The sequence below is a fragment of the Curtobacterium sp. MCLR17_007 genome, assembly GCF_003234655.2.
Taxonomy (GTDB): Bacteria; Actinomycetota; Actinomycetes; order Actinomycetales; family Microbacteriaceae; genus Curtobacterium.
The window spans coordinates 974,592-997,420 of the sequence record NZ_CP126271.1; the positions used below are offsets into that span (position 1 = coordinate 974,592).

The following is a 22,829-nucleotide window of genomic DNA, read 5'->3' on the forward strand; positions in this document are numbered from 1 at the left end:
CCGACCGAGGTCAGCCGTGCTTGCGCTCGGTCGTCGACAGCAGCTGCTCGACCTCGCCGATCTCCATCGTGTCCGGCGACACCGACTGCAGCGGCGGCGTGGACGGCGCGTGCACCGCGTCGACCAACCGGTGCATCATCGCGACCGCGTCGTCGACGACCTCGGTGCTCTTGGCCTGCACGCCGTGCAGCAGCCACTGCGCCGTCTCGAGCTCGTGGTGGACACGGGCGCGCTGCGCGAGCTGCCGGTCTCGACCGCCGCCGTTCGCCTCGTACGCACTGAGGACCGTGGGGAAGGCCTCGCGCGGCCCGGCGAGCACCCAGGCCAGGTCCTTCGCCGGGTCGCCCAGCCGCAGTTCGCCCCAGCCGAGCACGCCGGTGACGGCATCGCCCTCGACGAGCAGCGACTCCGTGGCGACGGCGCCGTGCACGACGGTCGGCGTGAACTGCCAGAGCTGCTGGTCGCGGGCCGCGCCCTCCCAGCGTTCCTGGAGCGCGGCCGGCACGAGCTTCGTCGCGACGGCGCGGTCCATGACGGACACCGCGGACCGCAGGATCTCGAAGGGGGTCAGCGACGGCAGTCCGGCGTCGGTGACGAAGCTCGTGGGGAGCTGGTGGACCGCCGCGAGGGCCCCGCCGACGGCGGTGGCGAGCGCAGGGCGCTCACCCAGGGCGCGCAGCGTCGGGTGCGCGCCGGGCACGTAGCCGGTCACGATGGCGCGGGTGGAGCCGATCGGCGCCTGGCCCCGGTACTCGGGGACGGCGAACGGGAGGCGCGACCGGATCCCGGCGCTCAGCGCGCGGATCGCGAGGAGGTCGGCCGACTGCCGTGCTTCCGCCCGCTGGTTGCGCGGACGTCGGATGACCGACTGGACGCCGTCGGCGTGTCGGATGAGCGCCGACTCGTAGTCGCCGGCAGCGACCGAGCCGAGGGTGCGCGTGCCCGTGACGACGAGTCCTGGGACGGCTGTCGTCGCCAACGCCGCTAGAGTGAACTGGGATCCCGCCATGCCCTCAGGGTAGGTCCGCCGACGACCCAGACCGTGCGCGCCACACCGTGTGCACCGGCCCGTGCGCACATCCAGCCGTGTCCACTCCCACTGGCCCGGTCCCGACACGACACCGACCCGAGGAGTCCCACGTGACCGTGGAGTTCGCCGCTCGCCTCCCGCTCGCCCGCAATGAACTCGACCGCGACGCCGAGTTCCGCACCACCCCCGATGTCGGGCGTGTCCTGCGCGACGACACCGCCACCCGGTTCCTGCCCGTCCACGGCGCCGCGATGCTGCGGAACGCCGACGGCACCCTGCGGTTCGTCGACGCGGCCGACGTGCCCGAGTCCGCACCGCTCGTCTACCTCGGTCGCTCGCTGGCCGACGCCGCGGACGCCCCCGCCGGCACCCGGTTCGCCGCGGTCCTGGTCGACGCCGACACCGCGTCGCGGATCGAGCCGGACACCGACGCGTGGGAGAACCTGCGGATGTTCGGCACCGAGCTCTCCGCACGCGACCAGGGCCTGGCGGTCGAGGCGGTCGCGATGGCGAACTGGCACGCCGTCCACGGGTTCTCGCCGCGCACCGGTTCGGACACCGAGGTGGTGACGGGCGGTTGGGTCCGCCGTGACGACCAGGGCCACGAGCTCTTCCCGCGCACCGACGCCGCCGTGATCGTGGGCGTGGTCGACCGCGACGACCGCATCCTGCTCGGGTCGAACGCCGCGTGGGACCAGGACCGCTACTCGCTGCTCGCCGGGTTCGTCGAGCCGGGCGAGTCCCTCGAGGACGCCGTCCGCCGCGAGGTGTTCGAGGAGTCCGGTGTGCACGTCGAGGAGCCCGAGTACCTCGGTTCGCAGCCGTGGCCGTTCCCCGCGTCGCTCATGGTCGGCTTCCGGGCCCGTGCGCTCGACGGCGACCCGTCGACGGTGCGTCCGGACGGCGTCGAGATCCTCGACGTGCAGTGGTTCTCGCGCGAGGACATCCGCGGGCGCGCTGGTGACACCCTGATGCTGCCCGGCCGGACGTCGATCGCACGGGCGATCATCGAGGAGTGGTACGGCGGCCCGCTGGACCTGCCGTGACGCCAGCGTCGCCCCCGGCCGGGCAGCGCCCGGCTCCGCAGTCCTCGCCTCCGTCGCCGGAGGCCCTGCTGGCCGCGCTCGACGCCGAGCAGCGGACCGTCGCGACCACCCTGCTCGGTCCCGTCGCCGTGCTGGCGGGTGCCGGCACGGGCAAGACCCGGGCGATCACCCACCGCATCGCGTACGGCGTCGCGACGGGGACGTACTCGCCCGGTCACGTCCTCGCGCTGACCTTCACCACCCGGGCCGCCGGCGAGCTCCGCAGCCGGCTCCGCGCGCTCGGCGCCGGTGCGGTCCAGGCCAGGACCTTCCACGCCGCGGCGATGAGCCAACTGAGCTACTTCTGGCCGGACACCGTCGGCGGGCATGCGCCCCGGATCGTCGAGTCGAAGGTACGGATCATCGCGCACGCGGCGGACACGGTCGGGATGCACGTCGACAAGCCGGTGCTGCGGGACCTGGCGGCCGAGGTCGAGTGGCGGAAGGTGCAGCGCCTGACCGTCGACGAGTACGAAGCGGCTGCGGCCGACCGGGTGATGCCGCGTGACACGACCCCGGCGCGGGTCATCGACCTGATGCGTGCCTACGAACGGCTCAAGGACGACCGCCACCAGATCGACTTCGAGGACGTGCTGCTCGCGACGCTCGGGATGGTCGAGTCCGAGCCCCGGGTGGCCAGCTACGTCCGGCAGCAGTACCGGTTCTTCGTGGTCGACGAGTACCAGGACGTCTCGCCCGTGCAGCACGACCTGCTCCGCGCCTGGCTCGGCGACCGGCAGGACCTGTGCGTCGTCGGCGATGCCAGCCAGACGATCTACTCGTTCGCCGGCGCGTCCAGCCGCTACCTGCTCGGCTTCGGGTCGGAGTTCCCGCGCGGGTCCGTGCTGCGGCTGGAGCGCAACTACCGGTCGACGGTGCAGGTGGTGCACGCGGCGAACGCCCTGATGCGGGGCCGACCCGGCGCGCTCGACCTCGCCGCCCAGGACCCCGAGCCGGGACCGGACCCCGTCGTCGTGCCGTGCGTGCACGACGGCGACGAGGCACAGACGATCGCCCGGCGGATCACCGAGCTCGTCGGTGCCGGTGCCGCGTACGGCGACTGCGCGGTGCTGTTCCGTGTCGGCGCGCAGTCGGCGGCGCTCGAAGCGGCACTCGGCAGGAACGGGGTGCCGTACCGGGTGCAGGGCGGGACACGCTTCTTCGACCGGCCCGAGGTCAAGCTCGCCGTGCACCACATGCGCGGCGAGGCGATCCGCCAGACCGACGACGAACTGACCCGACGTGTCGGACTCGTGCTGCAGGTCAGCGGCTGGACCCCGACCGCGCCGGAGGGGACCGGTGCGGTCCGCGAGCAGTGGGAGGCGCTGCAGGCGATCATGGGGCTGGCCGAGGACGCCCCCGCCGGCACGAGCATGCAGGAGTTCACCCAGGACCTGGTCGACCGTGCGGCGACGCACCACGAGCCCGACCTGGACGCGGTGACCCTGTCGACACTGCACTCGTCGAAGGGTCTGGAGTGGCCGAACGTGGTCATCGCCGGCGCCGCCGAGGGCCTGCTGCCGATCTCGCACGCCACCACCGAGGACGAGGTCGACGAGGAACGCCGGCTGTTCTACGTCGGGCTGACCCGTGCACGGCGCACCGTCACGATCACGTGGTCACGGCAGGGGTCCACGCGCGGGGGTTCCCGGGCGCCGAGTCGGTTCCTGGCAGCGCTCGACACGCGCACCGGGGGTGCGGTGCCGTCCGACGACGCGTGACCGACAGGTCGTCCCGCTCGAACACCAGCTGGTCGATGCCCGGCCGTGCCGTGGTCCGGGGGAGCCGCTCGACCACGAGTCGCGTCACCGCCGCAGCGATCGCCCCGGAGCGGTAGGGCGACAGGGCTGCGGCCGGACGTCCCCAGACCTGAGCGGCGATGGCCGGCCACGCTGGGTCGTCGTCGACGTGCGCGTACTCCAGGCACTGCAGGCACGGCCCCGCGCCGGGTACCAGGAACGGCCCGATGCGGACCCGCCCGTCGCTCACGACGACGGGCAGGTGCGGGACACCGCGGCGGGTCCAGGCGGCACGCAGCGCAGGGTCGACGACGTGGTCAGCGACGAGCACCGCGAGCTTGGGCTCCGGGTCCGGGAGGGTGACCGGTCCGCCCCGGGGGGCCGTGGTCCGGACGACCGTGACGCCCTCGCCCGTCAGGTAGGCGTCCACCGCGTCGGCCACCCGCCCGGTGCCGTGCACCTCGGCGCGGACGAGCGGTTCGGGGATCATGTCGAGCACCGCGGGGGATGCCGCACCGAGCACGTGAGCCGCCACCTCGGGCCGACAGCCGACGCTGGTGGCGACACCGGCCAGGGCGTCACGGCCGGTCTCGGCTCGGAGTGCCAGCAGGAAGCGTTCCTCGGCCGTCGTGGGGACCGCCACGACGGCGCGCGGCGGATCGACCCCGAGCTGCACCGTCGACGGGTCGCGCCAGACGAACTCGAGTGTCGGATCGATGCGGATGCCCATGGCTCCACCGTGTCGGAAGCGACCCGGTGGGCGGGCACCCGTCGTCAGATCTGTGGAGAACGCCCGGGGCCGTCGGCGTCCGGGTCCTCGATCCCGCCGGACTCGTCCTCGTGCGGTCGCGATCCCGTCGAGTCGTTCAGCAGGTCCTCGAGCGCCCGGTCGAACTCGTCGTCCGCCGGGGTCTGACCCGGGCTGCGCAGTCGTGCGACGAGCGCGTCGGGTGCGTCGATGTCGTCGGTGCCCGGGACCAGGTCGAACGCCGCCCACAGGGCATCGCGCTGCTCCGAACCGAGTTCGTCCGTGACGCGCTGCCACATCGCCGCGGCTTCGCGCAGGCGGCGCGGGCGCAGCTCGAGGCCGACCAGCGTGGCGAAGGCGGACTCGGCCGGACCACCGGCCGCCCGGCGGCGACGCACGGTCTCGGCGATGGCACCGGACCGCGGTAGCCGTGCCGTGGCGGCAGCGGTGACGGTGTCGACCCAGCCCTCGACGAGCGCGAGCATCGTCTCGAGCCGCGCCAGGGCGGCGTCCTGCTCCGGGGTGCGGGGCGGGATCAGCGCACCGGAGGCCAGGGCATCGCGGAGCTGCTCCTGATCGGTCGGGTCGATGTCGGCGGCCAGCTCCTCGACCCGGTCGAAGGGGATGTGGATGCCGCGGGCGTACTCGGTGATCGAGGAGATGATGTGCAGCCGGAGCCAGCGGGCGGACCGGAAGAGCCGGGCGTGGGCCAGTTCGCGGACGGCCAGGTAGATGCGGACCTCGTCCTCGGGGACGTCGAGTCCCTTGGCGAACTCCGCGACGTTCTGGGGGAGCAGTGCGGCGACCTGCTCGTCGAGGAGCGGCACCCCGACGTCACCGCCGGACACGACCTCCTTCGACAGCTGTCCGACGACCTGGCCGAGCTGGATCGCGAACAGGGCACCACCGACGCCGCGCATCGCCTTGGACACGTCACCGAGCATCGCCTTGAGTTCTTCCGGGGCACGCTGGTCGATCGCCTCGGTCAGGGCGTCCGCGATGCTCGCGGCGACGGGCTCGGCGATCTGCGCCCAGACCGGAGCCGTCGCCTTCGCCCACTGCTCACGCGTGTACAGGCTCGGGGTCGCGGTCAGCTCGGCCACGGTCGTGACCTCGTCGAGCCAGAGCGCCGCCACCTGGAACGCCTGGTCGCTCGCCTGGCTGGTCGCCGGGTCAACGCCGTGCGAGCCCTCCTTCGCGATGGCGGCCGCGCGCTCCGACGTCACCGAGAAGTCGATGCCGTCGCCGCCGTGCTGTGCGGCCTGCTGGAGTTGGCTCATCAGGTTGGCGACGAAGGCCGGGTCGTTCGGCAGCCCGGCGGCACCCGCGAGCTGGGACGGGTCGATCTGTCCCTCACCCGCGAGGAGCTTGCGGAGCATCTCCTGGAAGTCGTCGTCCGGCCCCGGCTGCGGTTCATCAGGCATGCCGACTACGCTAATCCCCGCTCGTGGGGCCGCACCTGGGACGGCCCCGTGGGAACGCCCATCCGGCTGCGCCGAGGGCGAACAGCCGGGCCGCGCGGCCCGCCAGTGCCCTCCGGAAGGACCCCGTTGACCCTCTTCGCGCCCGAGCCCCGTCGCCGCTCCCGCTCCCGCACGGTGGGTTGGGTCCTGGTCGTGGGCGCCGTCGTGCTGGCGATCGTGGCGAGCATCCTGCCGAGCCCCTACGTGATCGAGCTCCCCGGCCCGGTGTTCAACACCATCGGCACGCAGCAGCAGGGCACCGGCAAGGACGCGAAGCAGGTCGAGCTCATCGAGGTGCGGGGCCGCGAGACCTACCCGACCTCGGGTGCGCTGGACATGCTCACCGTGAGCGTCGAGGGCACCGCGACGCAGCGGCCGGCCTGGACGAGCGTCATCCGGGCGCTGTTCACGAAGTCCCAGGCGGTCGTCCCCGCCTCGGTGATCTACCCACCCGGCACGACGACCGAGCAGGTGAACGAGCAGGACGCCGCCGACATGACGAACTCGCAGCAGTCCGCCGTCGCCGCCGCGATGATCCAGCAGGGCATCGCGGTCCCGACCGAGCTCGAGGTCGGCACGGTGGGCGAGGGCACCGCCGCCCAGGGCACGATCCGCAAGGGCGACGTCATCACGGCGTTCGACGGCACCGCCCTCACCACGGACGCCGACGCCACGACGCTGCGCGACCTGGTCGCGAAGCACGGCACCTCGTCGCCCGCCACGGTGACGGTCACCCGCGACGGTGCGTCCCGCGACGTGCAGGTCACGCCGCGCGAGCAGAGCGGCACCGCGCTGCTGGGCGTCGGCGTCGTCGTGCGGTACGACTTCCCGTTCGACGTCAAGATCCAGCTGCAGGACGTCGGCGGTCCCTCGGCGGGCATGATGTTCGCGCTCGGGATCATCGACGAGATCACGCCCGGCAAGCTCAACGGCGGCAAGCACGTCGCGGGTACCGGCACCATCACCGCCGACGGTCAGGTCGGTCCGATCGGCGGCATCCGGCAGAAGCTCTACGGGGCGGCGGACGCGGGCGCGACGGTCTTCCTGGCGCCCGCGTCGAACTGCAACGAGGTGGTCGGCCACGTCCCCGCGGGCCTCGACGTCTACGCGGTGAAGACCCTCGACCAGGCGGTCACCGACCTGCAGACCATCGCCAGCGGGAAGAGCACCGCCGGTCTGGCGACCTGCGGTTCCTGACCACCGGCTGCGGAACCCGACACATGCGCGACGCTCGTCGCGTGGCGGAGTCCGCCGGGCCTCCAGTCCGGACAGGAGGACCGGGGGACTTCCTGAGGTCGGGTACAGGTTCGCGGTCGGTGACGTCCCATAGGATCGTGGGACTGACGGCCCGGTGCGCCGGGCCGGCCGGTCCGACACGTCTGGAGCACATCACGTGACGACACCCTCGTCCACCTCGTCCACCGCGGGACGGCGTTCGCCGCGTGTCCCCATCGTGGTCACGATCATCGTGCTCGCCGCACTGGTGATCGCCTTCTTCATCTTCGCCAGCCTGTACACCGACTACGCGTGGTTCGCGCAGCTGGGGTTCCAGCAGGTCCTCACCACCCGGTGGCTGGCGGGTTCGGCGATGTTCCTCGCCGGGTTCCTCGGCATGGCGATCCCCGTCTACGTCAGCATCCTGCTGGCGTTCCGGCTCCGCCCCGTCTACGCGAAGCTCGGCTCGCAGCTCGACCGCTACCAGCAGGTCATCGAGCCGCTCCGCCGCGTCGTGATGATCGGCATCCCGGTGGTGCTCGGCATCTTCGCCGGGCTGGCGACGGCTCCGCGGTGGAGCATGGTCCTCGAGTACTTCAACCGGACGCCTTTCGGCAAGACGGACCCGCAGTTCGGGCTCGACATCAGCTTCTACGTCTTCGAGCTGCCGTTCTGGCGCTCGGTCGTGGCGTACGCGTCTGCCGTCGTGCTCATCGCCGGCCTCGCCGCCGTCGCCGCCAGCTACCTGTACGGCGCCATGCGCTTCGGTGGTCGCGAGGTCCGCATCTCCCGCGCCGCGCGCGTCCAGCTCTCCGTGACCGCGGCGGTCTACATCGCCCTCCAGGCGGTCAGCCTGTGGCTCGACCAGTACGCGGCGCTCACCAAGAGCAACTCGCTCATCACCGGTGCGCAGTACACCGAGGTGAACGCCACGATCCCCGGTCGCGAGATCATGGCGGGCATCGCGGCGATCGTCGCGCTCCTGTTCATCGTGACGGCGGTCATCGGGCGCTGGCGCATCTCCATCGTCGGCACCGGGCTGCTGCTCGTGTCGGCCATCGTCATCGGCGGCATCTACCCGTGGATCGTCCAGCGTCTGCAGGTCGCTCCGTCCGAGCGCTCGTTCGAGTCGGCGTACATCCAGCGCAACATCGACGCGACGCGTGACGCCTACGACGTGTCGGGGGTCAAGGAGTCGGACTACGACGCCACCACCGAGACCGCCACCGGTGCCCTCGCCGAGGACGCCCAGACCACGACGAACATCCGGCTGATCGACCCGAAGATCGTCTCCGACACGTTCAGCCAGCTGCAGCAGTCGCGGCAGTACTACCAGTTCCCGGACGAGCTCGACGTCGACCGCTACGACATCAAGGGCCAGACCGAGGACACGGTGATCGCGGTCCGCGACATCGACCTCGACGGGCTCAGCAGCGCCGCCAACACGCAGTACAACCGAACGTTCGTGTACACGCACGGCTTCGGTGTCACCGCGGCGTACGGCAACCAGCGCGCGAGCGACGGCAAGCCCGTGTTCCTCGAGTCAGGGATCCCGACCACCGGGGCCCTCGGCGACTACCAGCAGCGGGTGTACTTCGGCGAGACCTCGCCGCCGTACTCGATCGTCGGTGCGCCCAAGGGCACGAAGAACGTCGAGCTCGACTACCCGTCCGGCTCCGACGACTCGAACGACGCCAACGGCGGCAACGCGACGACGACCTACCAGGGCAACGGCGGGCCGAGCATCGGCAACTTCTTCAACCGTCTGGTCTACGCGGCGAAGTTCCAGTCCGAGCAGATCCTGCTGTCGAACGCGGTCAACCCGGACTCGCAGATCCTCTACGACCGCGACCCGATCACCCGTGTGCAGAAGGTCGCGCCCTACCTGACCCTGGACAGCGACGCCTACCCGGCGATCGTCGACCACCGTCTGCAGTGGATCGTCGACGGGTACACGACCAGCGACGCCTACCCGTACTCGCAGAGCCAGAGCCTGTCGGACAGCATCAACGGCACCGAGACCTCGAGCTTCCGCACCGACCAGGTGAACTACATCCGGAACTCGGTGAAGGCCACGGTCGACGCCTACACGGGCAAGGTGACGCTCTACAGCTGGGACACCAAGGACCCGGTGCTCAAGACGTGGCAGAAGATCTTCCCGACGGCCACCAAGCCGGTGTCGCAGATGAGCGCCGAGCTCCTCGACCACGTCCGCTACCCCACCGACCTGTTCAAGGTGCAGCGCTCGATCCTGGGCACGTACCACGTCACGAACGCGAACTCGTTCTACTCGGGTGACGATGCGTGGACGACTCCGTCCGACCCGACGGCCACGTCCAACGGCAGCGACACCACGAACACCACCACGACCACGACGACGAACGCCCTGGGCACCCAGACGACGGCGGCACGGGCCGACCAACAGGACCCGTACTACCTGACCATGAAGGTGCCGGGGCAGGGGACCGCCTACACGCTCTACACGACCTACATCCCACAGCAGACGGGGTCGAACGCGCGGAACGTGCTGACCGGGTACCTCGCGGTCGACTCGGACGCGGGCGGATCCGGCAAGGGCAAACGTGCCTCCGGGTACGGCAAGCTCACACTGCTGACCATCCCCAAGACGGACAACATCCCCGGTCCGCTCCAGGTGCAGAACCTGTTCAACTCGGACACCACGGTGTCGCAGGAGCTGAACATCCTGAAGCGTGGGAACAGCACGGTCAAGCAGGGCAACCTGCTGACGCTGCCGGTCGGCGGTGGCTTCCTCTACGTGCAGCCGGTCTACGTCCAGTCCACCTCGAGCGGCTCGTACCCGCTGCTGCAGAAGGTCCTGGTGGCGTTCGGGGACAAGATCGCGTTCGAGGACACCCTCGACGAGGCGCTCAACCAGCTCTTCGGAGGCGACTCCGGTGCGGCCGCGGGTGACCAGGGCGCATCGAACGGGTCCTCGGACTCGGGTTCGGGCACCGGGTCGGACTCGTCGGGTGGTTCGTCGGACTCCGGTTCGGCGGGCTCGGGTTCCGGGTCGACCGGTTCTGGCTCGACGGGCTCCGGCTCGAGCGCCCAGAGCCCGGAGCTCCGTCAGGCCCTGGCCGATGCGAGTGCGGCGCTGCAGGACCGCCAGCAGGCCTACGCCGACAACGACCTGGTCGCTGCGGCCGAGGCGGACAAGCGTCTGCAGGCGGCGATCCAGGCTGCCGTCTCGGCCGAGGGCGACTCCGGGTCGGGCAACTGACACGCGGGCGGGGTGCTCGATTTGGCACCCCGCCCGACCCCGTGTAGGCTTACATACGTGCCGCGGGGTGGAGCAGTTCGGTAGCTCGCTGGGCTCATAACCCAGAGGTCGTAGGTTCAAATCCTGCCCCCGCAACCAACGCGTCACAAGAAGCCCCGGTCCATCAGGACCGGGGCTTCTTCGTGTGCCCAGTGCCCAGTGCCTAGTGCCCGATGCCCAGTGCCTCGTGCCCGGCTTCCGACTGCCTGGTGTCGGAAGCTCCGTTCGAGGTGTCGTCTCCCCGGTTGGTACCGCTCGTGCACCGGGCTTCAGTCTGCCGGCACCCCCCCCCCGTGACACGGAAATCCACATCGCGAACCGGGGCCGTCGCGCACATGTTCGCGAACGGGCGGATCCTCCCGGTTCCGTGAACGGCAGCCCGACGTTCCTGCCCGTTCGGCGAAGCGTGTTCGTGCGTGTGAGCCAGCGCCCTGAGGTGATCCCTCCGACGCCGAGCGGGCGGAGTACCCGGGTGCCGCCGGTGCGGCGCGCGCGTTCCCGCCCGCTCGACATGCACCAGGCCGAACGGATGGACGTTCCCAACCGTCCCTGCGCGAGCGGGTGGAATCCCCCGGGTCAGGCGTGGAGGGACCCGGCGCTTCCGCCCGTTCGGCGCGGGTGAGTGGCAGCGGGGCCTGCGGGATGCGCGAGCGGGCGGAGTCCCCGGGTGGTTGGTGGGGGGACCCGGCGCTTCCGCCCGTTCGGCGCGGGTGCGTGGGAGCGGGGTCCGGGGGATGCGCGAGCGGGCGGAGTCCCCGGGTCAGGCGTGGAGGGACCCGGCGCTTCCGCCCGTTCGGCGCGCGTGCGTGCGTGCGAGCGGGGTCTGCGGGATGCGCGAGCGGGTGGAATCCCGGGGTGGTTCGAGGAGGAACCCGGCGCTTCCGCCCGCTCGCGGAGGGAGGAGTGGGCGAGCGGACGGGCGGGCGAGCGGGCGAGTGGGTGCGCGGGCGGGGCGACACCGCAGTGCACGTCGGTAGGGTCGGGACATGACGACCCTCACGATCGCGGCCGCGCAGTTCGCACCCGTGGACGACACGGAGGCCAACCTCGCGACCGTGACGACCGCCGCTCGGGATGCGGCCGCACGCGGCGCGGACCTGCTCGTCACGCCCGAGTACACGTCGTACTTCACCGCCGACATCGACGACGACTTCGTCGCGGCAGCGCAGCCGCTCGACGGGCCGTTCGTCTCCGGGCTCCGTGAGGTCGCACGCGAGACCGGCATTGCGCTCGTGGTCGGCGTGGCCGAGGTCTCGGACCGCCCGGACCGGTTCCGGAACACCCTCGTCGCAGTCGACGCCGCGGGCGAGGTGCGCTGCGTCTACCGCAAGGTGCACCTGTACGACGCGTTCGGCTCGCGGGAGTCCGACCGCATCGAACCGGGGGGAGCGGAGCAGCTCCCCGTGTTCGACGTCGACGGCGTCCGGATCGGGTTGGAGACCTGCTACGACCTGCGGTTCCCGGAGGTCACGCGCCGACTGGCTGCGCCCGAGACCGGCGCAGCCGACCTCGTGCTCGTGCCGGCTGAGTGGGTCCGTGGTCCGGGCAAGGAGCACCACTGGCACACGCTGCTGACGGCCCGCGCGATCGAGAACACGATCTGGGTGCTCGGAGTCGGTCAGGCGCCGCCGGTGGGCATCGGCGGGTCGGTGCTGCTGGACCCGTCCGGGGTCGCGACGACCGCGCTCGGGGCCGCACCGGGCCTCCTGGTCGGCTCGGTCGACACCGGGGTGACGGACAGTGTTCGGCGGGTCAACCCGTCGTTGTCGCTCCGTCGGTACGACGTGACGACGCGCTGGGACCGGACGCGCTGGGACCGGACGCGCTGACACCGGACGCGCTGAGACCGGCTGCGCCGAGGCCGGCGAGGCGTGCAGCAGCGTCCTCGAGCACGCTGCGGCGCTTGCAGAACGCGAACCGCACGAGTGAGCGGTAGCCGGCGGCGTTGTCCGGGCGCACGAACGCCGAGACCGGGACCCCGACGACACCCGCCAGTGTGGGCAGTTCGAGGCAGAAGGCCCGCGCATCGGCGAACCCGAGGGGCGCGACGTCGGCGATGACGAAGTAGCCACCGTCCGGGTGCATCACCTCGAGCCCGGCGGCGCGCAGCCCCGTGGCGAGCAACTCGTGCTTGCCGCGCAGGTCGTCAGCGATGCCCGCGAACACCGCGTCGGGCAGCCGCAGGCCGGTCGCGACGGCGGGTTGGAACGGGGCGCCGTTCACGTACGTCAGGAACTGCTTGACCGAGGTGATCGCGTCGACGATCGCCGGGGGAGCCGTGAGCCACCCGATCTTCCACCCCGTCGTGCTGAAGGTCTTGCCCGCGCTCGACACCGTGACCGTGCGGTCCCGAGCACCGGGGAGGCTCGCGATCGGCACGTGCGGCACGGCGAACGTCAGGTGCTCGTAGACCTCGTCGGTGATGATGACCGCGTCGTGCTGCTCGGCGAGGTCGACGATTGCCCGCAGGACCTCGGTCGGAAGCACCCGGCCCGTCGGGTTGTGCGGCGTGTTCACCAACACGGCCCGGGTGCGGTCGGAGAACGCGGCGCGCAGGGTCTCCTCGTCGGGCAGGAAGTCCGGTGCGGTCAGCGGGACCGTGACGTGCTGCGCGCCGGTGAGCCCGATCAGCGCTCCGTAGGCGTCGTAGAAGGGCTCGAAGGTGATGACCTCGTCACCGGGCTCGACGAGCGCCAGGAGGGTCGCGGCCAGGGCCTCGGTCGCACCCGCGGTGACGAGGACCTCGCGGTCCGGGTCGACGCGCAGGCCGTACCACCGCTGCTGGTGCTCTGCGATCGCCAGACGCAGGTCGGGGGTGCCACGGCCCGGTGGGTACTGGTTGACGCCGTCACGGATCGCACGGACCGCCGCGTCGAGGACCTCGGCGGGGCCGTCCTCGTCCGGGAACCCCTGTCCGAGGTTGATCGCCCCGGTGCTCGCCGCGAGGGCGCTCATCTCCGCGAAGACGGTGGGCGCCGGCACGCCGTCCGGTCCGAGGAGCATCGCTCCCGCCGCTGCACGGACCCAGGGGCCGGACTGCCGCATGTGGTTCCCTCCGACGGGCGTGGTGCTGGACGCCACCAACCTAGTGCGTGGCCGGACAACCGCCGGGAGCGCGTCCACAGGCGACGCATAAGATCGCCATAGGGCTCTCGCAGCGCCGCCAGGACCATCGCCCAGGTGGGTCCGACAGACTGCACGAGCTTGAAAGGAGCACGTCCAGCATGAGCGACACCACGCGCAACGGGCACGGCGACGACGACCGTCCGGCCGACACGACCCCCGAGGTCCACGCCGAAGACGCCGCGCAGCAGGCGGGCGACGCTGGAGCGTCGACTCCGAGCGACTCCGAGACCACCCCGTCCGGCCACCAGGCCGCTGACGCCGACCACACCGACGTGATCGAACCCGCGTCGTCGCACCCGACGGAGCAGTTCGGGAACGACCAGCACACGGACCAGTACACGGCTCCGTACCCCACGGCCGAGTTCGGGCAGCAGGACCGTCCTCGCTACGGCGAGTACGCGCAGCCGGCGGCGGCACAGGAGCAGCCCGGGCAGGACCAGCAGTCCGAGTCCGGCCCCGGCCAGCAGTCCGGGTACGGCCAGGACCAGACCAGCCAGTACGGCCAGTACGGCGATCAGAGCCAGCAGAGCCAGTACGGCCAGCAGAGCGCCTACAGCCAGCAGGACCAGTACGGCCAGGGTCAGACGAGCCAGTACGGCCAGCACGACCAGTACGGCCAGCAGGACCAGTACGGCCACCAGGACCAGTACGGCCAGGGCCAGTACGGCCAGCAGACCCAGTACGGCCAGGGCCAGTACGGCCAGCAGGGTCAGTACGGCCAGACCAGCCAGTACGGCCAGACCAGCCAGTACGGTTCTGGCCACCAGGGCCAGTACGGCCAGCAGTCCGCCCAGGCCCCCACCTCCAGCGCCTTCGGCGACACCGAGGGCTCCGAGCAGCGCGCGAACGGCTACTACTTCTCCGGCGCAGCCGCAGGGGCGGCCGGTGCCGCCAACGGCACGACCACCAAGCCGAAGTCGACCACGCGCAACCGACTGATCCTCCCGGTGGTGGGTGCACTGATCGTCGGCGCCCTCGTCGGCGGAGCCGCCGGCGGCGGTTGGGTGGCGGCCACGTCGAACGGCGGGGGCACCACGACGAGTTCCTCGGGCTCAGGCGGCGGCGGCAACCTCACGGTCAACGACTACAAGTCGGCCACGGTCGTCACCGCGGTCGCGGCGCAGGCCACGCCCTCGGTCGTGACGATCAACGTCTCCTCGTCGAGCGAGGCCGGCACCGGCTCGGGTGTCGTCATGAGCAAGGACGGCTACATCGTCACGAACACCCACGTGGTGACGCTGGACGGCGACAGCTCGAGCGGCACGATCAAGGTCACGACCTCGGACGGCAAGATCTACCCGGGCAAGCTCGTCGGCACGGACCCGACGGTCGACCTGGCGGTCATCAAGATCGACGCGACCGACCTCAAGCCGATGACCTTCGCCGACTCGTCGAAGCTCAACGTCGGTGACACGGCCGTCGCCATCGGTGCACCGCTCGGCCTGTCCAACACCGTCACGGACGGGATCGTCTCGACGCTCAACCGCAGCATCCAGGTCACGTCGAGCGACCCGAAGGCCGGCGGCGACTCGAACGAGGGCCAGGGCAACAACGGCAACGGTCCGTTCGACTTCTGGGGCAACGGTGACAACGGCTCGAGCTCCGGCGCGAGCGCCACGGTGTCGCTGCCGGTGATCCAGACCGACGCGTCGATCAACCCGGGCAACTCCGGCGGTGCGCTGCTGGACTCCAAGGCCCGGCTCATCGGCATCAACGTGGCCATCGCCAGTGCGGGCAGCTCCGACTCCTCGAGCTCGCAGGCCGGCAGCATCGGCGTCGGGTTCTCGATCCCGGCCAACCTGGTCAAGCGCGTCGCGAACGAGATCATCGACAACGGCTCCGCGACGCACGGACTGCTCGGTGCGACGGTCGGCGACGCGAGCGAGGACGCCAACGCCAGCCAGATGGGCGCGCTCATCAAGTCCGTCTCGTCGGGTGGTGCCGCTGCCGGCGCCGGCCTGCAGAAGGGCGACGTCGTCACCCGGATCGGCGACGCGACCGTGTCCGACGCGACCGACCTGACCGCCCAGGTGCGCTACTTCGCCGGTGGCGCGAAGACCGAGATCACCTACGTCCGGAACGGTGCGAGCCGGACCGCGGACGTGACACTCGGCACGTACGACAGCAAGAGCTGACGCTCCGCACGTCCGACGGGAGGCCCGGTACCAGCTGGTACCGGGCCTCCCGTCGGTCTCGGGGTGCGCCGACGGCGCCCAGTGCGGCAGCAGGTCCGGGTCCCGCCCGCTTGATAGGCTGCGAGTCGCTCACCGCCAGGACCCCGAGGAACGCATGCAGACAGACGGACAGCACCTGCCGGGTGTCTCGTACGTGATGCCCGTCCTGAACGAGGTCACCGAGGTCCGGGCAGCCGTCGCCAGCCTGCTGGAACAGGACTACGCCGGGCCGTTCGAGGTCGTCCTCGCGCTCGGCCCGTCGATCGACGGCACGAACGAACTCGTCGCCGAGATGAGTGCCGCCGACCCCCGTATCCGCGCCGTCGAGAACGTCGTCGGGTCCACGCCGGCGGGACTGAACGTGGCGATCCGGGCCTCGACCCACCCCGTCGTCGTGCGGGTGGACGCGCACTCGGTGTTGCCGCCGGACTACACGCGCATCGCGGTCCGGACGCTGCAGGAATCAGGCGCGGACAACGTCGGCGGCATCATGCGCGCCGAGGGCCGCACCCCGTTCGAGAAGGCGGTCGCGCTGGCGTACGGCAGCCGTGTGGGCCTGGGTGGGACCCCGCACCACGTCGGTGGCCAGGCCGGTCCGGCCGAGACCGCGTACCTCGGCGTGTTCCGCCGCGACCGGCTGTTCGCCGTCGGCCTGTTCGACGAGGGCATCAAGCGCGGCCAGGACTGGGAGCTCAACCGGCGCCTGCGCACCTCGGGCGGCACGGTGTGGTTCACGCCGGAGCTCGTCGTGACGTACCGGCCGCGTCCGAGCCTGAAGCGGCTGATCCGCCAGTTCGTCGCCACCGGACTGTGGCGCGGCGAACTCGCCCGGCGCTTCCCCGCGAACAACGGGCTGCGGTACTTCGTGCCCCCCGCGATGGTGGCGGGACTGGGGCTCGGGCTCGTCGCCGGGATCGTCGGCGTCGTCGGTGCGATCGTCCACAGCGGTGCCGCCTGGGCGCTCGTGGGCTTCGTCGTGCCGGCCGTGTACCTGGTCTTCGTCGTCGCCGGGGGCCTCGCGGTCTCCCGATGGTCGGACGCCCCCACCCGCGCATGGCTGCTCGTCGTGCTGCCCTGCATCCACATCGGCTGGGGGGTCGGGTTCATCGTCGGGTTCCTGACGCGGACCTCCGAGCTGACGACCCACACCGGACGGTGACCCACTTGACCGATCCCCAGCACGACGCCCCACACCCCGACCACGGTCGGGACCGGTACGCGCACCCGTCCTCGATCGCCCAGCTCCGCGCGGTCGCCCAGCCGGACGAGGTCCGGTCACGCGCGAACGCCGAGCACTGGACGGCGGCCCTGTACCTGCGCGACGTCTCGCCGTACCTGACGTGGGTGCTGCTGAAGACCCGGGTCAGCGCGAACCAGGTCACCGGCCTGATGATCCTGGTGGGCTGGTCGGTCGCCGCGGCGCTGCTGATCCCGGGGATCTGGGGAGCGGCACTGGCACTCGTGCTCGGGCAGCTGCAGATGCTGGTCGACTGCTCTGACGGCGAGGTCGCGCGATGGCGCGGCACACGCTCGCCAGCGGGGGTGTTCCTCGACAAGGTCGGGCACTACACGACCGAGGGGCTCATCCCGATCGCACTCGGCGTGCGAGCGGCGACCTGGCCCGTCCACGGTGCCGACTGGATGTGGACGACGATCGGCTGTGCGCTCGGGCTGGTGATCGTGCTCAACAAGGCACTCAACGACATGGTGCACGTCGCCCGCGCGAACTCCGGTCTCGAGAAGCTGGTCGACCGCCGTGACGCGACCACGGCACCGTCTGGCCGACGTCTGGCATCGCTCCGCCGGGTGGCCCGCTTCCTGCCGTTCCACCGCCTGTACCACTCCGTCGAGCTGTCGATCCTGGCGTTCGTGTTCGCGCTGATCGGCCTGGTGATCGGTCATCCGCTGACCGACCGGGTCCTGGTCGGGGCGCTGCTTCCGCTGGCCGTCATCGCCACCGCCGGACACTTCCTGGCGATCATGTCGTCCAAGCGGGTGCGCGCGTGACTCCGGGCACACTGCGTCGGCACGCGCTGCCCGGTCGCGAGCGACCGCGGGTCGGCGTCGTCAGCCTGTCGCAGGGCACGCGACCGGACGACCTGCGCCGCGGGCTCGAGAGCGTGCTGGCGCAGCATGACGTCGAGCTCGACGTGGTCTGTGTCGGCAACGGGTGGGACCCGACCGATCTGCCGGAGGGCGTGCGTTCGCTGGCGCTGCCGGAGAACATCGGGATCCCCGCGGGGCGGAACGCCGGTGCCGAGGTCGTCGAGGGGGACTACCTGTTCTTCCTGGACGACGACGCGTCGATCCCGTCCGAGACGTTCCTGCGGGACGCGATCGCCCTGTTCGGTGCCGATCCGTCGCTCGGGCTCGTCCAGCCGCGGGTCGTCGACCCAGCCGGTGCGGCGAGCCCCCTGCGCTGGGTGCCGCGCATCCGGAAGGGCGACGCGGGTGCGTCGTCTCCGGTGTTCTCGGTCTGGGAGGGCGCCGTCGTGCTGCCGACCGACGTGTACCGCGCCGTCGGCGGGTGGGGAGCGCCGTACTTCTACGCACACGAGGGCATCGAGCTCGCGTGGCGGGTGTGGGACGCCGGGCGTCGAGCCTGGTACGCCGGTGAACTGGTTGCACACCATCCGGCGATCGACCCGGCCCGGCACAGCGAGTACGTCCGCCTGAACGCCCGCAACCGTGTCTGGCTCGCCCGCCGGAACCTGCCCGCGGTGCTTCGACCCCTGTACGTCGGGTCCTGGGCCGCGATCCAGACCGCCCGGTGGTGGCATCGTCCGCGCCAGCTGCGCGTGTGGTTGGCCGGGATCCGCGAGGGCTGGACCACCGACTGCGGGCCGGCACGCCCCATGGGGTGGCTGACGATCGGTCGGATGACCCTGGCCGGACGCCCGCCCGTCGTCTGACCCCGAGCCCACGAGAGAGACCCGAGCATGCCGATCCTGAACGACGTCCGCACGGCCTGGCGCCTGGGCCGCCGACTGCTGAACGCCCGGGGCAACCGACGCGGTCTCGCGAAGCGGCTGACGACCGAGCAGCCCCTCGCGCCGGGCCGCATCGAGGTCGCGGTCTACTTCGCCGACGGTCCCGTGAACATGTACCAGGTGCGGCAGTGGTACGCGCCCCTCGCCGAACTGGCGAAGACCCACCCCGTCGCGATCGTCTCGCGCAACCCCGGCACCATGCTGACCTTGCTCGACGAGGCTCCGGTACCGGCCGTGTACGCGCGTCAGGTGGTCGACCTGGAACGGTTCGTCGACACGCAGGCGCCGAAGCTGGTGCTGTACGTCAACCAGAACGCCCGCAACTTCCAGATGATGCGGTACGGCCGCATGTGGCACGTCTTCGTCAACCACGGCGAGAGCGACAAGATGTACATGACGACGAACCAGTTCAAGGCGTACGACTACGCGTTGATCGCCGGGGACGCCGCTCGTGACCGCCTGGCCGAGGCGCTGTGGGACTACGACCTGGACGGTCGCGCCATCGCCATCGGACGACCCCAGGCCGACCACTTCGCGGGCGAGCCCCCGTACCCGGCGGACGAGCGCACCGTCGTGCTGTACGCCCCGACCTGGGAGGGGGACCGGCCCGCCGCCGCGTACGGCTCGATCGCGAGCCACGGCACGACCATCGCGGAGCGCGTGCTGGCGTCCCCGCGACACCGACTGGTCTACCGACCCCACCCGCGCAGCGGGGTCATCGACCCCGGGTACCGTGCCGCGCACGAGCGGATCGTGGCGGCCATCGCCGCGGCCAACGCCGCCGACGCGGGTGCCCACCACGTGTACGACGACGGGCCCGGGATGGGCTGGCAGCTGGCGGACGCCGACGTGGCGATCACCGACATCAGCGCGATGATCTACGACCGCCTGGCGGTGGGCAAGCCGCTGATCGTCACGCGCCCGGTGTCGACCGAAGCCGAGGTGGACGAGCGCGGGTACCTGGTCGCGGCCAACTGGTTGCGCGCGGAGGACGCCGGCGACGTGGTCGCGCGGGTCGACGCCGCCGCGCACGACGAGGACGAGCTCGCGGAGCTGCGACGGTGGGTGACGCGGTACTTCGGGGACACGACGCCCGGTGTGGCCACGGCGCGCTTCCACGCCGCGGTCGACCAGCTCGTCGCACGGTGGCACGAGGTCGCGCGGCATCACGGGCGCCGCTGAGCGCCGGCCGGTCACGGCGCGAGCCCCGGGCCGACCAGGGACATCCGCCAGAGGTACTCCGAGCGGTCCGGACGGCGCCACCGCACGATGACCACGCCGGTGTCGTCGGGCGCTGCCCCGAACACCGCGATGCCCAGGCTGCGGCCGGGGTCGAGGCGACGGACGACGAGGGGCGGGCAGTAGCCCGAGCCGAGGTGGGTCAGGCTGAGGCCGTCGACGGGCTCGTCACCGATGTTGACGAGGTCGTACCGGCGCGGGGCCTGGCTGCGGTCGACTGCGAACGGGACCGGGTACGCGGTTGGTGCGGGGTGCATGGGGGACACGGTAGGGGGAGGGTCCGACGCCGGGGGCGGTGGATCCGCTGCGGCGACGTGGCCTGTGGAGCGGGGCGTGGTGGGGCAGGTTGTGGAGGGACGAGGACCCCCGCTGAGGTCTCAGACCCGGTAGTCGGCCGCGTACTGCGCGAGGGCTTCGTCGACCGTGCCGTCGAGCTGGAGCCGCCCCTTGTCGAGGTACAGTCCGCGGTCGCAGAACCGGCGGACGTCCTTGTCGCTGTGGGACACGAAGAAGAGCGTGCGCCCCCCGGCGAGCAGGTCCTCGATGCGCTTGTAGCACTTCTCGCGGAAGCCCTTGTCGCCGACTGCCAGGACCTCGTCGACGAGGATCACCGGCTCGTCGAGACGCGAGATGACCGAGAAGGCGATCCGGACCTTCATGCCGCTCGAGAGGTGCTTGTACGGGGTGTCGACGAAGTCGCCGATCTCGGCGAAGTCGATGATCTCGTCGAAGCTGTCCCGGATCTCCGCGCGCGACATCCCGTGGAGCCCGGCCGTCAGGTACACGTTGTCGCGCACCGTGAGGTCGCCGACGAACCCGCCGGTGATCTCGATCAGCGGCGCGACACCCGCGCCGACCCTGACCCGTCCCTCGTCCGGGAGCATCACCTGCGCCACGAGCTTCAGCAGTGTCGACTTGCCCTGGCCGTTGCGACCGACGACGCCGATCGCCTCGCCCGGGCGCACGTCGAAGGAGACGTGGCGCAGCGCCCAGAACTCGTCAGCGCGCTTGCGGCGGTTGCTGCCCGCGAACAGGTCCTTGAAGCTGCGACCGGCCTTCCGGTTCCGCTTGAACCTGATGCCGGCGTCGGTCACGGAGATGACGGGCGCGGCTGTCGTGGTCTGGCCTGGCGTCTGGGTCGTCGTCATCACAGTTCCTTGAGGACGCGGTGCTCACTGCGCCGGAAGACCGCCAGCCCGACGACCACGACCACCGCCGTGGTCACCGTTGAGGCGAGGACCTCGAACCAGTCGAGCTGGCTCGGGAAGAACGCGGCGCGGTAGATGCCGAAGATGCCCGTGAGCGGGTTGATCGCCGCCAGGTCGTGCAGGACCGCCGGCAGCGCGTGGGTGCCGTAGATGATCGGGGAAGCGTAGAAGGCAAACCGCAGCACGAGCTTGACGGCGCGTTCGAGGTCACGGAAGAAGACCACGAGCGGCGCGACGATCAGGCCGATGCCGTAGACCAGGGCGGCCTGCAGCAGGATCGCGAGCGGCCAGAGCACGACCTGCCAGTGCACGTGCGCACCGGTCGCGATGACGAACACCGCGAGCACCGGGATGCTCAGCAGGAACTCGATGCCCTTGGACGCGTCGATCCGGAGCACCCAGATGCTGCGGGGGATGGTCGTGGAGCGGATCAGCTTCGACTCGGAGATGAAGGCCCTCGTCGAGTCGGACACGGCCCCCGTGAACCACATCCACGGCAGCAGCGCCGACAGCAGGAACACGATGTAGGGCTCTTCGCCGACCGACCCGCGGTGGAACACCTGGGTGAAGACGAACCAGTAGATCGCCGACATGACGAGCGGGTCGAGGATCGACCACACGTAGCCGAGCGCCGAGGTGGAGTACCGGACGCGCAGGTCGCGCTTCGTCAGCAGCCAGAGCGCATGACGATAGCGCCGACTCGCGCTGCGGACGGTTGCCGGGGCAACGGTCGCAAGCGCGGTCGGCGCACTCGATGTCGTCATGGGGTCCTTCCGGCCGGGATCACCGAGAGGATGCCAGTTGCTCAGGCGAACAGGTTGTTCGCGCGCTCGAGGTCCTCGGCGAAGTCGATCTCGACCGCGTACAGGTCGGAGATGTCGATCGGCGTCCAGCGTAGACCGTCTTCACCGATGGCCGCTTCGATGCCGCCCTCGAAGTACTCCTGGTCGTCGACACGACCGAGCTGACGGATGAGCGCCTGCTTGTCGGCGGCCGAGACGTAGTTGATGCCGACGGCTTCGCCGAGACCCCCGACGACCTGCTTCGACAGCTTGTGGATGAAGCCCTCGGCGTCGACGGTGTACTTGACTTCTTCGTCGGACACCTTCTCGGTGTTGACGCTGACGAAGGAGCGGTCCTGGTCCATCATGTCGGCGGCCCGGACGAGCGCCCGCGGGTCGAAGACGACGTCGCCGTTCATCCAGAGGACCCCGCCCTTGCCCGTCGCCTTGAGGGCGCGGAGCAGGCTCTTGGAGGTGTTGGTGGAGTCGTAGGACTCGTTGTAGACGAAGGCGGCTTCGGGGAAGGCCTCGACGATGTACTCGGACTTGTAGCCGACGACGACCGTGACCTTGGCGCTCGAACCGAACGCGGCACGGATGTTGTCGAACTGCTGCTGCATGATGCTGCGGCCGTCGCTGAGTTCGGTGAGCGGCTTCGGCAGGCTGCGCCCGAGGCGGCTGCCCATCCCCGCTGCGAGGATGACGATCTGCGTGGTCATGCTTGTCCCTTCCGGTGTCTGCCCGCGCGCC

18 protein-coding genes and 1 tRNA gene are annotated in these 22,829 nt (G+C 71.0%); 11 read left to right on the forward strand and 8 right to left on the reverse strand.

The window, feature by feature from the left end; translation table 11 throughout:
• Positions 1-10: 10 nt before the first annotated feature.
• Positions 11-979 carry a phosphotransferase gene (locus DEJ13_RS04760; RefSeq protein WP_284158148.1) on the reverse strand — a complete coding sequence of 323 codons (969 nt, stop codon included), beginning with the start codon at positions 977-979 and terminating at the stop codon, positions 11-13.
• 161 nt (positions 980-1,140) lie between these two features.
• On the opposite strand from DEJ13_RS04760, the gene nudC reads away from it, so the two are divergent.
• Positions 1,141-2,076, forward strand: a complete 936-nt coding sequence (gene nudC, locus DEJ13_RS04765) for an NAD(+) diphosphatase (RefSeq protein WP_111107307.1) — start codon at positions 1,141-1,143, stop codon at positions 2,074-2,076.
• The gene (locus DEJ13_RS04770; RefSeq protein ID WP_111107308.1) at positions 2,073-3,836 is read left to right on the forward strand and encodes an ATP-dependent helicase; all 1,764 of its coding nucleotides are present in this window, start codon (positions 2,073-2,075) and stop codon (positions 3,834-3,836) included. Before nudC ends, DEJ13_RS04770 begins: the two co-directional genes overlap by 4 nt.
• Here the strand turns inward: DEJ13_RS04770 and DEJ13_RS04775 are convergent.
• Positions 3,727-4,584 carry a TOMM precursor leader peptide-binding protein gene (locus DEJ13_RS04775; protein WP_056122155.1) on the reverse strand — a complete coding sequence of 286 codons (858 nt, stop codon included), beginning with the start codon at positions 4,582-4,584 and terminating at the stop codon, positions 3,727-3,729. The genes DEJ13_RS04770 and DEJ13_RS04775 overlap by 110 nt on opposite strands.
• Before the next feature lie 44 nt (positions 4,585-4,628).
• A complete protein-coding gene (locus DEJ13_RS04780) occupies positions 4,629-6,026 on the reverse strand; it encodes a zinc-dependent metalloprotease (RefSeq protein WP_056122152.1) in 1,398 nt (465 codons plus the stop codon).
• A gap of 126 nt (positions 6,027-6,152) precedes the next feature.
• Here DEJ13_RS04780 and DEJ13_RS04785 point away from each other — a divergent pair, with 126 nt between their 5' ends.
• The 4 genes from DEJ13_RS04785 (at position 6,153) to DEJ13_RS04800 (ending at position 12,389) form a co-directional block, all read left to right on the forward strand.
• Complete coding sequence (locus DEJ13_RS04785; RefSeq protein WP_111107309.1) at positions 6,153-7,262, forward strand: YlbL family protein; 1,110 nt, start codon at positions 6,153-6,155, stop codon at positions 7,260-7,262.
• 196 nt (positions 7,263-7,458) lie between these two features.
• Positions 7,459-10,521, forward strand: coding sequence for a UPF0182 family membrane protein (locus DEJ13_RS04790; protein WP_502868726.1), 3,063 nt, complete (start codon positions 7,459-7,461; stop codon positions 10,519-10,521).
• A gap of 61 nt (positions 10,522-10,582) precedes the next feature.
• Positions 10,583-10,659, forward strand: a tRNA-Met gene (locus DEJ13_RS04795).
• A gap of 887 nt (positions 10,660-11,546) precedes the next feature.
• On the forward strand, positions 11,547-12,389 hold the full coding sequence (locus DEJ13_RS04800; RefSeq protein ID WP_111108239.1) for a carbon-nitrogen hydrolase family protein: 843 nt from the start codon (positions 11,547-11,549) through the stop codon (positions 12,387-12,389).
• Here the strand turns inward: DEJ13_RS04800 and DEJ13_RS04805 are convergent.
• Positions 12,313-13,605: an aminotransferase class I/II-fold pyridoxal phosphate-dependent enzyme gene (locus DEJ13_RS04805; RefSeq protein ID WP_111108243.1), complete on the reverse strand. Its 1,293-nt coding sequence runs from the start codon at positions 13,603-13,605 to the stop codon at positions 12,313-12,315. The genes DEJ13_RS04800 and DEJ13_RS04805 overlap by 77 nt on opposite strands.
• Before the next feature lie 179 nt (positions 13,606-13,784).
• Between DEJ13_RS04805 and DEJ13_RS04810 the strand changes: the two genes are divergently transcribed.
• The 5 genes from DEJ13_RS04810 (at position 13,785) to DEJ13_RS04830 (ending at position 20,032) form a co-directional block, all read left to right on the forward strand.
• On the forward strand, positions 13,785-15,821 hold the full coding sequence (locus DEJ13_RS04810; RefSeq protein WP_111108240.1) for a trypsin-like peptidase domain-containing protein: 2,037 nt from the start codon (positions 13,785-13,787) through the stop codon (positions 15,819-15,821).
• Positions 15,822-15,975: 154 nt separating this feature from the next.
• Positions 15,976-17,019: a glycosyltransferase family 2 protein gene (locus DEJ13_RS04815; protein WP_111108241.1), complete on the forward strand. Its 1,044-nt coding sequence runs from the start codon at positions 15,976-15,978 to the stop codon at positions 17,017-17,019.
• 5 nt (positions 17,020-17,024) lie between these two features.
• A complete protein-coding gene (locus DEJ13_RS04820) occupies positions 17,025-17,867 on the forward strand; it encodes a CDP-alcohol phosphatidyltransferase family protein (RefSeq protein WP_220037625.1) in 843 nt (280 codons plus the stop codon).
• Positions 17,864-18,772, forward strand: a complete 909-nt coding sequence (locus tag DEJ13_RS04825; protein WP_220037626.1) for a glycosyltransferase family 2 protein — start codon at positions 17,864-17,866, stop codon at positions 18,770-18,772. The genes DEJ13_RS04820 and DEJ13_RS04825 overlap by 4 nt, the downstream gene beginning before the upstream one ends.
• 27 nt (positions 18,773-18,799) lie before the next feature.
• Entirely contained in the window at positions 18,800-20,032 is a 1,233-nt protein-coding gene (locus DEJ13_RS04830) for a CDP-glycerol glycerophosphotransferase family protein (protein ID WP_111108242.1), read from the forward strand.
• Between the two features lie 11 nt (positions 20,033-20,043).
• Here the strand turns inward: DEJ13_RS04830 and DEJ13_RS04835 are convergent, their stop codons facing one another.
• The 4 genes from DEJ13_RS04835 to DEJ13_RS04850 form a co-directional block, all read right to left on the reverse strand.
• Positions 20,044-20,346 carry a hypothetical protein gene (locus tag DEJ13_RS04835; RefSeq protein WP_056122133.1) on the reverse strand — a complete coding sequence of 101 codons (303 nt, stop codon included), beginning with the start codon at positions 20,344-20,346 and terminating at the stop codon, positions 20,044-20,046.
• A 120-nt stretch (positions 20,347-20,466) separates the two neighbouring features.
• Complete coding sequence (locus DEJ13_RS04840; protein WP_111108172.1) at positions 20,467-21,237, reverse strand: ABC transporter ATP-binding protein; 771 nt, start codon at positions 21,235-21,237, stop codon at positions 20,467-20,469.
• Entirely contained in the window at positions 21,237-22,061 is an 825-nt protein-coding gene (locus tag DEJ13_RS04845; RefSeq protein WP_111108173.1) for an ABC transporter permease, read from the reverse strand. Before DEJ13_RS04845 ends, DEJ13_RS04840 begins: the two co-directional genes overlap by 1 nt.
• 41 nt (positions 22,062-22,102) lie before the next feature.
• Positions 22,103-22,798 (reverse strand): phosphocholine cytidylyltransferase family protein, encoded by a 696-nt coding sequence (locus DEJ13_RS04850; RefSeq protein WP_056122124.1) that lies wholly within the window; start codon positions 22,796-22,798, stop codon positions 22,103-22,105.
• Positions 22,799-22,829: the final 31 nt, after the last annotated feature.

Excerpts from the sequence above, each read along its gene's own strand:
- DEJ13_RS04775 (WP_056122155.1), bottom strand. The coding sequence starts at position 4,584 with ATGGGCATCCGCATCGATCCGACACTCGAGTTCGTCTGGCGCGACCCG.
- DEJ13_RS04780 (WP_056122152.1), bottom strand. The coding sequence starts at position 6,026 with ATGCCTGATGAACCGCAGCCGGGGCCGGACGACGACTTCCAGGAGATG.
- DEJ13_RS04800 (WP_111108239.1), top strand. The coding sequence starts at position 11,547 with ATGACGACCCTCACGATCGCGGCCGCGCAGTTCGCACCCGTGGACGAC.
- DEJ13_RS04805 (WP_111108243.1), bottom strand. The coding sequence starts at position 13,605 with ATGCGGCAGTCCGGCCCCTGGGTCCGTGCAGCGGCGGGAGCGATGCTC.
- DEJ13_RS04810 (WP_111108240.1), top strand. The coding sequence starts at position 13,785 with ATGAGCGACACCACGCGCAACGGGCACGGCGACGACGACCGTCCGGCC.
- DEJ13_RS04815 (WP_111108241.1), top strand. The coding sequence starts at position 15,976 with ATGCAGACAGACGGACAGCACCTGCCGGGTGTCTCGTACGTGATGCCC.
- DEJ13_RS04830 (WP_111108242.1), top strand. The coding sequence starts at position 18,800 with ATGCCGATCCTGAACGACGTCCGCACGGCCTGGCGCCTGGGCCGCCGA.
- DEJ13_RS04835 (WP_056122133.1), bottom strand. The coding sequence starts at position 20,346 with ATGCACCCCGCACCAACCGCGTACCCGGTCCCGTTCGCAGTCGACCGC.
- DEJ13_RS04840 (WP_111108172.1), bottom strand. The coding sequence starts at position 21,237 with ATGACGACGACCCAGACGCCAGGCCAGACCACGACAGCCGCGCCCGTC.
- DEJ13_RS04845 (WP_111108173.1), bottom strand. The coding sequence starts at position 22,061 with ATGACGACATCGAGTGCGCCGACCGCGCTTGCGACCGTTGCCCCGGCA.
- DEJ13_RS04850 (WP_056122124.1), bottom strand. The coding sequence starts at position 22,798 with ATGACCACGCAGATCGTCATCCTCGCAGCGGGGATGGGCAGCCGCCTC.